Consider the following 13,770-nt stretch of genomic DNA (forward strand, 5'->3'; position numbering starts at 1 on the left):
AATTGGCAGTGGCCAACTTTTTCTCAAGAGACTTATTCGCTTTTTTTAGTTGTTTTACTTCTTCTCGAAGGCGGATATTTTCCACTTCTTGATTATTCTTCCCCATGATTAATTAATTTGTTGTTAATACTCAAAGATACTGATAATCAACCAATAAAACAAGTCTTACGGTGAACATATTAGACAATACTTGCCCTATTTTCCGTTAGAGGAAGTCTATACTTTGCCATGCTAAAATGCGTTTTTGAGAACACTTTACTGAACACCCTACCCTACAGGGTGCCTCAAAAAGAGAAGGATTCAAGGGAACCCAGGGTTAGAACCCTGGGCTAGTTTGTTACAGGCCTACAGCCTGAAGGCACCGTCACTAATTGGTTCATACTATAATTAGCAGATAGCTCAAATCTTTCTAAATTGGCACATTGGCATATTACCATATTGGCTCATATTCTATAATAACCCTATCTCTGTTCTCCGAACTCTGTCTGCTGTCTTTCCACCTCTTTCAGTTTCAAGGCATTCACTTCTTTTTGAAGACGTTCTACTTCGCGTTCGGCTGAGGATTTGCTCATTTGCATATCTGCCTTGCCGGTTACAGTCAGAGGAATAAGAGCGGCCTCCGATTGATTATAGAGTAATGGATAAACGGCCGAGATACTTTCCAGTTCAAGTTCTGCGCTGATCGGCATCTGGGAGCCTTCCATCAGGACACTGGCTATGACTTTGATCTTCCCCGGTTTCAAGGTAGACTGTACCAGTACCGGAGCTGTTCCCCATTTCACCGGAGCCGGATTTGCCATCACATCGGAACCTCCCAGGATACGACCTTCACCTTCGATATGGAACTTGATAAAGTAATTGTTCAGCCGCTTAATATTGCCTTGCTTATCGGCTACGGCGGCAACAACTGTTACAAAATCAGAGCCGTTTGCTTCCAGGTTCGTACCTGCGTTATCCACCCAAAGCAATAGTTTCTCAGGACGGCGAGCAGGGGTTACTTTATGGGTAGCAACTACTTTTCCGTCTATCAGTCCTTCTGCCAGCAGATAAACATCAGCTTGTTTCTGTTCTCTCGACAAGGCTTTATCTATCATAAAATCATAGACATCGGGGAAAGTGATAACAGGCGAAGGCATCCCCTTACGGTTCTTATCCTTCTTATGAGTATATGTTTTTCCTCCTTTGTTGTAAGTCAGCCGCACCTCATCGCAATTGGAATAGACAACCACATCCTTTCCGGAGAATGGTGTCATTTCGTGGGCAATAAAGACCATCGGACCCGTTTCGGCTATCAGACCGGTTTTCACTGGCGGACGTTGTGCCATAAACATATAATAAGAGAACTTAGGCTGGCGGAATACATCCATGATTCCTCCGTAGAAAGGATCCGGATGATAACCACGCTGATGGTCGAACGAATGCCACAAACAACCACCCACATGCTGGCGGGAAGTCTGAAACAAAGCGTCATAGCTAGTATAAGGATAAGACGGAGAAGCATAATGTTGTGCCTGTATCAGCATGGCCTGTTCACCCCAATTGCGGGCAACACGACTGGGAGAATTATGAGAGTTCCAGTCGTCTACGTTATCTCCCCACTCACGGGTAAAATAAGTCTTTGAATCGTCCGTTTGTTTCAAGGCCCACTCTTTGTCCGCATTCTGGGGATGAGCGAAGAGCACCGGAAATACTTCATGACCACGTGCTTCGCTGTCACTGCCGCAATAGCAGGAGGGGTAAGGATATTCGGCATGCACGATATCATTGGTGTTTTTGGCAAAGTCTGCCGGATACCAGGTCTCATTCAGGATCGGTTCCCAAAGCCATACCGAAGGATGGTTACGGTCACGACGCACCAGATTACGGATGTCGCTGTAAACACGTTGCGCAAACTCAGGCGCATCGTTCCAGAACTGCCAGCCGGGCGTATTCACAATAACGAATAACCCCAGTTCGTCGCAAGCATCCATAAAAGCCGGGTCTTGCGGGCAATGGGCGTTACGGATTACCTCCATACCGACATCTTTCAGTTTTTTGGCATCACGCCAATGGATACTATTTGCCACGGCATTGCCAACAACGGCAAAGTCCTGATGACGATTTGCCCCGATCAATGGCTTATCATAAGGTTTGCCGTTCAGCCAAAAGCCGTCTTTCCCTTTAAACTCAATGCTACGGATACCGATACGGCGGCGATAACCATCAATCACATTCCCTTCTTCATCGCGGATACGAACCAACAGGTTATATAATGCAGGAGAAGAAGGACTCCATAACAACGGTTCCTTCACCAGCAATTTATCCGAACTTGTCATGGCTTTACCTGCTTTTATCCTGATCTTATCATTCAAAAAAGCGACCTGCTTGCCATCCGGTTGTTGCAATTCATATTCTACCACACCGGTAAATGCTTTCTTCGTTTCGTTACATACCTGTATTTTCAACAAAACTTCGGCCGAAGCATCCGAGACCTTATCGAAAGCGACGAACAAGCCGCCTCCGGCAATCTCATTCTCATAATTCGGGTCTGTGATAAAGATGTTGTTATGGGCTACCAGCCAGCAGTCGCGGTAAATTCCTCCGAAATAAGTATAATCCAATACATCCTGTGCCTTTCCGGGAGGATAGGAAGGATCGTCGCTGTTGTCGGTCCAGACGGCAATCACGTTATCACCGTTCCAGTCCAGTGCCTCTGTCACATCTACCACTACCGGCAGATAACCGCCAAAATGCTCCGTCAGCTGTTTTCCGTTCACAAATACTTTACTCTTACCCATAATGGCTTCGAAATGCAGGAACAGCTTTTTCCCTTTCAAAACAACATCCGGTGTGAAATGCTTGCGGTACCAGGATTCTCCCTGATAGTTGATACAGCCGCTGGCTTCTGTCGGCAGGTATTCGATGCCATGCGGCAAGGAAACCACCGTCCAGTCTTTATCATTAAAATCTTTGGCTTCTGCACCAGCCAGACCTCCTTTATAAAAACGCCAGGCAGGATTCATCGAGAAAACCTCACGTCCGGAATTATCCATACGGAAGAATCCGGCAGTCGAGAACTCCGGTTGATGTGCCGCCCATAAAGGAAGGCTGCAAAAAAGCAATACAAGATACGTTACTAGCTTCTTCATTATTATTTATTTTATTTGTGACTAAGATGTATTGATATTACCTGCCGAAATTGAATAAAGGCGATTCGGTACGGGCACCATCCATTAACGCTTCCAACTCTTTTACCTTTTCCGGATTTTGTTGAGCCAGATTGTTATCTTCATGCAGATCGCTGCTCAGATCATAAAGTTCCAGAATCGTTTCACCGACGATCGGTTGACGGATCAGTTTCCAGTCACCGCAACGCAAAGCCTCACGGCCATTCTGTTCATGAAATTCCCAATACAGATATTCATGTTGCTTCTGTCCTTCTTTAGAAAATAAGGTCGGCAGGAAAGAGATGCCATCGCCTGCCTGAGGCAAAGCGACACCTGTCAGTTCTGCTAAAGTCGGCATCACATCCCAGAAGGCACTGATATGTTCCGTTTTCACTCCGGCTTTGATCTTGGCAGGATTCCAGGCAATCATCGGAACACGGATACCGCCTTCGTAGACATCCCTCTTCACCCCTTTCAACGGACCGTAACTCAGGAAATAATCCGGATTGGCTCCCCCTTCCCTGTGCGGGCCGTTATCACTGGTAAAGATCACGATCGTGTTCTTATCCAATCCCAGTTCTTTCAATTCCGCCATTACATCGCCTACATATTTATCCAACCGTGTTACCATAGCCGCAAAAGACGCATATGGCTTTTCTGACGGATAATATCCTCCTTTATCATAAGGAACTTCTTCAAAAGTATTTTCATACATCTGGTAGATAGAATCGTGCGGCAGATTTAATTCCGCATGCGGCAAGGTGTACGTCAGCATGGCATAGAACGGCTTATCCTTGTTGTCACGAATAAATTTCAAGGCCTGTTCGTGGATCAGATCCTGCGAATACACTTTACGTCCATTGTTATCATTCTCACTCAGGAATACCGTATCATTATTATGCCACAGATGATCCGGATAATAAGAATGAGCCTGACGCTGACAATTATAACCGAAAAATTCATCGAATCCCATCGTAGAAGGAACAGAAGAAGAACCCGGATACCCCAACCCCCATTTGCCGAAGATACCGGTTGCATATCCTGCCGACTTCATCAGTTTACCCAAAGTATAGGTATCAGCCCCCATCGGCTGTTGCCCTTCCGGAGCAATTTCTTTGTTTCCGCGTATCTGCGAATGTCCGGTATGCAAACCGGTCATCAATGAACAACGGGAAGGGGCACTGACCGTACAGCCGGCATAATGCTGGGTAAACAGCATTCCTTCCCGCGCCATCTTATCGAGATTCGGTGTCTTGATTTTCTGCTGACCATAACAACCGATATCCCCATATCCCAGATCGTCGGCCAAAATGTAAATAACATTCATCGGAACTTCTTTTTCCGGAGCTTTGTCTTTACAGGCGGACATCCCGGCCAACAAGGAACCGCCAATACATAATACAAGTTGAGTTTTCATTTTCTATAGTTATTTTATATCTAATATAATTTTCTTTCCTCTCGCATATTACTATCATAAGGTTGGGCATCCAAAGATACATTATAAAAAACTAATTCTACCGCATCATCACCAATATATACAAACAACAATCGCATTTTTTCGGCTTATTTAGCGGATAGAAACAAATACAATATCATCCATTCTTATTCCCTCCAGCCTTATCGACCGGGATATTCCGGCTTTCAGAGAAAGCGAATTACTCTTTATACATTCGCCATTCTTATAAATATCCACTTTATACTGCCCCTCTTTCTGTGTCATACAGTTCAATTTTAAAGTCCGGAGATTACTTACCTGGCTACTATCCGTCATCTCTTTTGCTTCCGGGAAATAGATCAAGGCCAATGTCTCCTGACCGTTTTTATTCAGATGGCTTACCTGTACCCCCGGTTCATCCACCTGACAGGACACAGTACCCGGTCCGGGTAATCCCTCCCAGATGATATCTTCATTCAGAGATATATTCTTCAGCATCCGGATCAGTTCATTCCGTACGTCCCCCAGTTCCGGCAATTCTTTACGAACTTCCCCGTAACAATAAACGCCGAATCCCTGTGCCGCCCTTTCCAGGGTATGCGCTATAAAATGACGGAACCAGACAGGTGAGTTAAAACGGCCGATACCTATTTCAGAAGGGATCAATATGGGCAACTGATAGTTATATGAATTATTATACCTGTGGTCTAACCCCAGAATAGCTTTATAGCCCCACCCTTTATAGAACATAGTGCCTATCACATCCAGATTTCCGTCGGCATAGGTAGAGGCGCTTGTTCCGGTCATAGCTACCCGTTCGGGATCTCCGGCTTCCGCTTGTGCCGCATCCAGGTTGAACGATATTATTTTATACGGATCGCCCTCATGATAAGCAGAAGTGAATTGTTGCCACCACCAATCTATTGCCTCTTTTTTAAACTGGGCATAATCCGTTTTATTGGTTTTACGCATCCATTCTTTATAAAGTTCAGCCGTTACCGGATTAAAATCGCTTTCATCCAAAAAGCTGAATCCTTCTTCATTTCCTAGCTGGACACCGATAACCGTTTCGTCAAACCTGTAATGCTGAGCCAACTGATAAAGCATCCTTCTCACCCTGTAAAAGATTTCCTTATGACCATACACATGTAGCGGACGTACCCCATAATCTAAAATATCCTTGATATTCGAATACAACTTACCGTCCCGCTTCACCCACTGCATCGTATAGTTTGACGAGTCACGGTCATCCAGATGAAACGTCCAGGCTGTTTCAGGTTTTAATGAAGGAACCCGTTCTTTCTGGGCATGCAGGAACAAGACCCATCCGACCTTCAAGCCCTGTCTTCCGGCCGCCGTAACCACCGAATCGGCAAAAGAATAATCAAACCGGTTGTCGGCCGGCTCTATATCTTCCCAATGCAACATGACATAGGCTGTGTTGGCTCCCATCTCCCGCATATCGGCAAATACCGAATCATAATCGGTATCTTTTTCATAACGGGTATCCCAATAACCGGTTTCAATCGCCTTCACATAGAAAGGTTCCCATTTCCCTTGTTCCTTTACCATATAAACGATTTTCCGATTAGGTAAACGAACTAATGCAGCCGTAGAAGGCACCGTATCCAGCATCCCGATATCCACTATCTCGGCTGAAAGAGGCTTAGCGTGAGTCATAAAAGGTAACGGCTCACTCAACTGGGCAAATGACAAAGAAAGGGACATCCCAAACAAAGAGATGAAAATCAAGCAAGACTTCTTTAAATATGTATTCATGGCATGTAAGATTTAAAATGAAAAGCCAGCCTGGAAATCCGGCACAACAATTGTGTCCTCCAGGCTGGCTAAAGTACTATATTTTTTTCGGATTACGCGTTTAATAACCGATTGCTCCGGCATTTGCTTTCAAAGGCCATCCCGGATTCTGATATATCACGGAGGTTTCCCCGTTTTCCGGATCTGTTGCCGTAATACGGAAATGCTGCATGGCGATCGGACTTAAATAATGGGCGTCACACCAGTTGTATCCGTCATAGACCAGGTTCGATGTTTTAACGATCTGGTAAGGACGCAGATATTCACTGTTCCTGGGACTGGACACGTTGGCTGTTTTGCCTTCAGTTCCCTCCGGAATCAAAGACGAATTACCCTGACTATCCACATAGTTGTACTGCATCGGTCCCCATAATTTGAATCCTTCCACCTGATAATTCTTGATCTGATCCAGCGCTCTCCAACGTTTCAGATCGTTCATACGGAAACCTTCTTCCATCAGTTCACAACGACGTTCACGACGGATATTGTATAACAGTTTGGATACCGGCTGGCCCCCGGAGTATACAGCCCAGTCTTTTTCCTTTGCCAGATCGGTGGCTGCTACCGTCATCTGGTAATCTGCCGGCAGACCGACACGTTCGCGAATCGCTTTCCAATAAGAATCGGCTTTACTGTCGATACTGCTTCCGCCATTTTTCATGCAGGAAGCCTCTATATAATTAAGATAGGCTTCTACCGCACGAAAGACAGGTGATCCTTCCACACAATAGTCTCCGTCGCGATACCAGGTATGCGGCATTCCTTTACGCAGGCAATAACCTGTTACGGCACGCACCTCCTGCTTTGCCAGGATATCCGGATATCCGAACGTATCGACGTCGGACAGTTCACTTAACAGCTCACCCGGTTCTTTCATGAACAGTTGCAGACGAAAATCACGGTTTGCCTTCACTTCGGCAATCGTATTATCGCTCACATAGTTGGAAGAGGCATAAATCGGAAGGCCGTCCTCACAAAGGAATGTTTCTACAAAATCTCTGGTAAAACCGGAATTACCACCTCCACGCTGTAAATAATAGCCGGCGGAGTGCTTCTCTTTATACTCCATATCATATGCCCGCCAAAGAAGTATTTCCTCATATCCTTCCATACTTTCTGCGGCAAACTGTGCATAATAGGGGTTATCCATCTTCTTCCCGAAGTTATTTGCAGTCAAAGGAACATTATCAGCAACTTCAGCAGCAGCTTTCATCGCTTCATCCAGAAAATAATTGATCTCATTATCGATGTTGATCGAATAATCCTTCAGATAAGTAGCGGAAGCGCCCGGCCATCCGGAACCTCCCGGTACACGGTTCGTACCTTTATGATACGTTTCCCAGCTTGCCTCAAACAGGGCGGTTCTCGACTTCACCAATAAGGCGGCATTGCGTGTTATACGGTTTTTACCGCCAGCCGGACTGTTATTCAATAACATAATAGCCGAATCCAGGTCTGAAATAATAAAACGGGCCACTTCATTTCTCGGACGACGGTGGCTGGCTTCGGTCAAAGCCTCCTGTTCATCCGGCAATGTGTTACGTACAATCGGGAAATCGCCCAATGTCTGAAGTTTACCCAGATATTGCCAGGCACGCATAAAATAGGCTTCTCCGATATAATGCTTGATATTGGCATCAGTCCCTTTTATTTCTCCATTCTGCCAGCGGGGCACTGCAATCTCGAGGAAATAATTCAGATTTCTTATCTTATCGAAGTTCCACGGGTCATCGCTCCGGCTGGAAAACGATTCGCTTACCCGCCATTCACCCGGCACCCAACGGTTATTGAAAGAACCAGCGACCTGGTTATCGGTATTATTGTCATCTTTCCATGTGCCCAGATTCCAACCGTCATGGGTTGTAAAACTATACTGCTTGATTGTATAAGCAGCCAGATCACTCTCACTCCAGAAGAAAGCTTCGGGCGTGACGTTATCCAAAGGTTCCCTATCCAGAAAATCATTACATGATGTGAAGGAAAATGCTCCTATCAGTATGGGTAAGATATATTTTAGTTTCATAATGTATTAATTTTAGAATGTTACACTTAATCCGGTCGAAACCGTTCTTGACAAAGGATATGATTTGGCAGACTCCGTTACCGTACCATTCCAGTTTCCGTATCCCGAGCCTAATGTTTCAGGATCAAAACTATCAGGCAAACCACTGATAGTAAACAGGTTCTCCACGGAAAGGAAGACTCTTAACTTTGACAGTCCCGCTTTATTTGTCAGACTGGCAGGCAAGGTATAACCTATCTGCAAGTTCTTCAAACGCAGATAAGCCGCATTCTGAAGATAACGGGTCTGTTTCTTCTGATTCTTTCCGCCATCCAATATCGGACGAGGAAAATAAGCATTCGGGTTCGCTCCCCAGTCGTCACCTTCGGAACGGAAGAAATCCAGATGGTCCGTGAAGCAAGTACTCTGCCACAATCCACCGCTTGCCCCCCAAAACATATTATCGCCTAACCAGTAATCCCGTTTTGCTACGCCCTGGAAAAACATACGGATATCAAAACCGTTCCAGGAAGCATCCAGGTCGATACCGAATTTATAACGCGGACTGGAATTACCGATGATTTTCTTATCGCCCGAATCGGTAATCGTATTACTGCCCTCATTCACTTCACCGTCGCCATTCAAGTCCTCATACATAATATCACCGGCAGCCCAGCTATTTCCGAATGATTGCTTATGGTTGGCAAGCCAGCTCTGCATTTCTTCATCCGTCTTAGCAATACCATGAGTTACATATCCCCATATTTCTCCGGAATACTGTCCTTCATACCAAGTGTTTAATGTTCCTGTCGGATTTGAATACCGGGTTACCCGCTGACGGTCGTCCGACAAGAGAATATGTGCACCGTAATCAACTTTACCGATCCGGTCTCTCCACGCGACATCCAGTTCGAAACCTTTCGATTCCATATCGGCATTATTTGTTTTAGGAACGGTTGCCCCCAGGATAACAGGCAACTCGGGTGCCGGTCCTACCATATCCAGTGTTTTACGGTTGAAATAGTCAAAACTAAACGTAAGACGGTTCTGCAAAGCGCCGACATCGATACCGATATTCCATGAGCGCATTGTTTCCCACGATAATAATGTGGAGATCAGATCAGGAGCATTAGCGGTATTGGGTTTCATTCCGTTCAGCAGCCAATGACTGTTTGCATCGTTCGCTACGAATTTGAGTAACTGGTAGTAAGGATACAAATTGGTTGTATTCTGATTTCCCAATTCACCCCACGATCCTCTTAACTTCAGATTGTTCACAACATCTGTATAGGGTTCCCAGAATGCTTCGCGTGCAATATTCCAACCGGCAGACACAGAAGGGAAAACATTCCATCTATTATCGCGGGAGAAGCGAGACGTTCCGTCGTAACGGGCATTTACTTCCAGCAAATAACGTTCTTTATAGTTGTAATTGATACGACCGAAGAAACCGGCTGTAGCCCAATGTGAATATCCGCCTTTCGTGATCTTGTCCGTTCCGGTGGAAGTATTCAGGGTCGGCAAATTAGAAGTGATCATATCTGTTCTGGAAGCTCCCAGTTCCCGGTATTTATTCAGTTCCGCCTGGAAACCGACCATCACTTTAAAAGCGTGACCGCCATTAAGTTCCTTGAAATACTCCGTATAGACGTTCGGGTTGAAAAAGTTATTCTTAGTTGCCTGTTCCAATACGGAAGACTGTTCAGCCGGATTCGTCCACGGGTTGTTGCTCACGTCATATTTGGTTACCAGATTCACATCTTTATGCAAAAACTCCGTTGTAGTCCTGTAATTCAGTTCTCCAAAAATCTTCCAGTCCTTAATTGGCTCCAGGATAAGCTGAAACTGCTGGTACAGGTTGTCTTTCTGAGTCTTATAATCCCCACCCTGCAACAAGCTTTCAGCCATACTCATTCCGTGTCCGTTAGGATCGAGGAACGGTTCCATAGGCCAGCGTTTTGCTATATTGTGATAGAAAACATTATCATCCACCGCAGAGGGTTTCTTATAATCATTCCGGATAAATTTCGAACTGTAATTGAAACTTAACCAATCTGTCGGCTTAGCATTGATTTTACCGGTAACGGTATAACGTTGCATCTTATCCGTATTAAATTTGAGCAGACCGCTCTGGTCCAGATAATTGGCAGATACATAGAATTGATATTTCTCACTTCCCCCATTGGCACTGACGGCATGTTCCTGTGAAAACGCGGCATTATTAAAATAGATATCGTACCAATCGTTATTGGAATTTCCCTGCCAATCCCAACGGGTCGGATTATTAGGATCCGGTACGGTTGTCGGAAGATACGTTCCTTCCTGATATGCTTTAATGCGTTCAAGCCATTCCGGTGTAAAACGTCCGGTTTCTCCCATATTTTCTGCTGCCCGGTTAAAATATTGGGCATAAGTATACGAATCTGCAATGTCGGGCGTATTGATTGCCGAAGACCAGCGGAAACTGTTATTATAGTTCACTGATATTTTTCCGGCACTCCCTTTCTTGGTTGTGATCAATATCACTCCGAAAGGAGCTCTTGATCCGTAGATAGAAGAAGCCGCTGCATCTTTCAAAACGGAAACACTCTCGATATCCTGAGGATTCAGCGCATTCATATCACCTTCCATCCCGTCGATCAATACCAGCGGAGACGATTTCGAACCATCGCCGATCGTACCACCACCGCGGATATTCAGTTTCATATCATTATTCAGCTCTCCCCCGTTTCCGGAACCGGCATACGAGAAATTCAATCCCGGAACCAATCCCTGAAGCGCCTGACTGACATTCGCTACAGGTCTCGATTCCAAGGCTTTTGAAGCAACGGTAGAAACAGATCCTGTAAGATTCACTTTCTTCTGCGTACCGAAACCAACCACGACCACTTCACTCAAAGCCTGCGAATCTTCCTGCAAAACAACATTAATGGAAGTTTGATTACCTACTTTTTGCGTAATTGTCCTGGAGCCGATAAAAGAATATTGCAATACCGCATTCGGACCGCTTACTTCCAGGGAATAATTCCCGTTCATATCCGTAATCGTACCGTTTGTCGTTCCCTGTTCGACCACATTCACTCCGGCTACCGGCTGGTTCGTCTCATCGGTAACGGTTCCTTTCACCACCTTCTTCTGCGAAGTTCCTGTCGGAGCATTCCGGTTTTCTTTTGAAATACGGATACTCTTCCCTACAATCTCTATCGAAACCGGCTGCCCTTCAAACACCTTGTAAAGGACCTCCCTGATCGGTTCATCCGTGACATCTACAGACGTTTTTTTCTGCATATTCAGATCTGAACTTTTTATCACATACGAATAGCCATTCTGTTTAGTGATTTGCTCCAATGCCTGTTCTATCGTGAGATTTGTTAACTTCATGGAAATCTTTTCAGCACCCTGTGCCGTCACTGTAGAAGAAACAAAGATCATCAACAGGAAAAACAGAAGAAGCGGTTTTTCATAAAAGGACTGTCTTGTTCTCATGTTAATTAATTTAATTGTTTATACAAAGTTTACATTCATGCATAGAAATATCCGTCAGCTGACCGTACGCTCCAGCTTACTACCTATATCTCCACTAAATAAATTGAATTATTATCTTCTCTTCCTTATTTCAATCGTATCCTTATTATACGTTATAATCAACTTTTTATCATTGTTGATCGCATCCAGCATATCAGGCAACACTTCATGATTTACAAAGGATATATGATACCTATACTTTTCAATATCGTCATCTTCTATTTTGATGCGGACATTAAATATACGTTCCAGTTCTGCTGCAATCTCTTTCAATGAATTATCTGCAAAATGGTAATATCCGTCTTTCCAGGACAAATCATCCTGATACAGTAATTTTTCTTTTCTGGTGGTCTTATTCATTTTATTATAATTGACCTTTTCGCCAGGTTCCATATAAATTCCGTCTTCTTCTCTGACAGAAGGTGTGGATAAACAAACCGAACCTTCATAAAGACGGACTTCCATGGTCGGATCTTCCGGATATGCTTTTACATTGAATACTGTTCCCTTAACATGCACCCCGCATCCGGCAGAATAAACGACAAATTCTTTTTTCTGTTGCCTGGTGACCTCAAAATAACCTTCTCCTTCCAGAGTGACATCCCGGTTATTTTTATTAAAATGACTGGAATATCGCAATTGCGAACCGGCATTCAACCAAACAACTGTTCCGTCGGGCAAGGTCAGTTTACTTTTTTCACCCAGCGGCGCTTCTACGATATAGAAGGATTCTTCATCCTGCGTATCTTTCATATTCCACGCCATCCAAGCCGATCCCAACATCAGCAGGAACATGGCAGCGACAACCGCAATCCGTTTCACTGCAAAATATTTCCTATTCCCTTCCGCCAGATCGATACGGGCATTCAGTTTCGCATATTTCCTGCGTGTTTTCTCATCTGCTTTTACCTCTATCCCATCCCATATTTTATGAAGAGCCTTCTCTTTTTCCAGGCTGTCTTCAGTTTGAAGAAACCAGTGCTGGAAACGGAGTTGAACTTCCTTTGGCATATCGTTGCCAAAAAATTTCGTAATAATGGAATATATATAATTTGTTCTCATTCTTAGTGGTGTTACATATATAAGACAGCCAAGTAACTGTACACACGGAGTCTTATTGAAAAAAAAATTATTTTTTTACATGAAAGTGATCACATACAAAACCAAAAGCTTCCTTAAATCACTCATTGCCTGCGAGATGTGAGACTCCACAGTACGTTTGCTAATATTCAACTGTTGTGCGATTTCATCATTGGATAAATGTTCAAACCGGCTCATCTTAAATATTTTCTTTCTTTGAGGCGGCATTTTCTCTATTGACATAACGATGAGCAGTTCCAGGTCTTCGGCATGTATTTTCTCCTCGATCAAATCCTCATAATTTTGTTTGTTCTTCTCGATCTCGATATAGTTTTCTTTAACCAGCAAATGGGAATAATGATTGTATACGGCATTTTTCGCCATACGGAACAGGTAAGACTTAAACGAATCGATCTGGGCAATCGTTTCACGATTACTCCATATCTTATAAAATATGTCTTGTGTTATATCCTCCGCTTCAAGATCGTTTTTAAGCAAGCCACGCAAAAAATACTCGACACGGGGAGCGTACGTCATATAAAGTACTTCAAAGGCTTTACGGCTGCCTCCTGCAAGTTCTTTCAAATATTTTTCTTCAATCTCTACATTCATTCCCATAATCACAGATCTCACACCTAAGGTACTTATTGTCTCCCGTCTCTCTAAATAAAGTTATTTACAAACATAGGAATTTTTTTTGTATATAATGTTAAACCTCCAAGTTTTGTTCCTATGCCACATAAAAGTAAAAAGGGAAAGACTAC

General features: G+C 44.1%; 7 protein-coding genes. All 7 read right to left on the minus strand.

Annotated features, from left to right (window positions below; genetic code table 11):
* Window positions 1-461: 461 nt before the first annotated feature.
* The 7 genes from NBH14_RS03930 to NBH14_RS03960 all read right to left on the minus strand — a co-directional run bounded on the left by NBH14_RS03930 (window position 462) and on the right by NBH14_RS03960 (window position 13,639).
* The gene (locus NBH14_RS03930; RefSeq protein ID WP_186959864.1) at window positions 462-3,128 is read right to left on the minus strand and encodes a glycoside hydrolase family 2 protein; all 2,667 of its coding nucleotides are present in this window, start codon (window positions 3,126-3,128) and stop codon (window positions 462-464) included.
* Between the two features lie 37 nt (window positions 3,129-3,165).
* On the minus strand, window positions 3,166-4,563 hold the full coding sequence (locus NBH14_RS03935; RefSeq protein WP_186959865.1) for an arylsulfatase: 1,398 nt from the start codon (window positions 4,561-4,563) through the stop codon (window positions 3,166-3,168).
* Between the two features lie 150 nt (window positions 4,564-4,713).
* A complete protein-coding gene (locus tag NBH14_RS03940; RefSeq protein ID WP_186959866.1) occupies window positions 4,714-6,360 on the minus strand; it encodes a hypothetical protein in 1,647 nt (548 codons plus the stop codon).
* 100 nt (window positions 6,361-6,460) lie between these two features.
* A complete protein-coding gene (locus tag NBH14_RS03945; RefSeq protein ID WP_122328129.1) occupies window positions 6,461-8,422 on the minus strand; it encodes a RagB/SusD family nutrient uptake outer membrane protein in 1,962 nt (653 codons plus the stop codon).
* 12 nt (window positions 8,423-8,434) lie between these two features.
* Complete coding sequence (locus NBH14_RS03950; protein WP_186959867.1) at window positions 8,435-11,887, minus strand: TonB-dependent receptor; 3,453 nt, start codon at window positions 11,885-11,887, stop codon at window positions 8,435-8,437.
* A 111-nt stretch (window positions 11,888-11,998) separates the two neighbouring features.
* Entirely contained in the window at window positions 11,999-12,988 is a 990-nt protein-coding gene (locus NBH14_RS03955) for a FecR family protein (protein ID WP_186959868.1), read from the minus strand.
* Window positions 12,989-13,063: 75 nt separating this feature from the next.
* Entirely contained in the window at window positions 13,064-13,639 is a 576-nt protein-coding gene (locus NBH14_RS03960) for an RNA polymerase sigma-70 factor (protein ID WP_250817148.1), read from the minus strand.
* Between the last annotated feature and the right edge of the window lie 131 nt (window positions 13,640-13,770).

Origin of the sequence: Parabacteroides caecihominis (genome assembly GCF_023656785.1) — a bacterium.
Lineage (GTDB): Bacteria > Bacteroidota > Bacteroidia > Bacteroidales > Tannerellaceae > Parabacteroides > Parabacteroides segnis.

What these genes read in the sequence shown, in the direction of transcription:
- NBH14_RS03930 (WP_186959864.1), bottom strand. Translation starts at nt 3,128, where the DNA reads ATGAAGAAGCTAGTAACGTATCTTGTATTGCTTTTTTGCAGCCTTCCT.
- NBH14_RS03935 (WP_186959865.1), bottom strand. Translation starts at nt 4,563, where the DNA reads ATGAAAACTCAACTTGTATTATGTATTGGCGGTTCCTTGTTGGCCGGG.
- NBH14_RS03940 (WP_186959866.1), bottom strand. Translation starts at nt 6,360, where the DNA reads ATGAATACATATTTAAAGAAGTCTTGCTTGATTTTCATCTCTTTGTTT.
- NBH14_RS03945 (WP_122328129.1), bottom strand. Translation starts at nt 8,422, where the DNA reads ATGAAACTAAAATATATCTTACCCATACTGATAGGAGCATTTTCCTTC.
- NBH14_RS03950 (WP_186959867.1), bottom strand. Translation starts at nt 11,887, where the DNA reads ATGAGAACAAGACAGTCCTTTTATGAAAAACCGCTTCTTCTGTTTTTC.
- NBH14_RS03955 (WP_186959868.1), bottom strand. Translation starts at nt 12,988, where the DNA reads ATGAGAACAAATTATATATATTCCATTATTACGAAATTTTTTGGCAAC.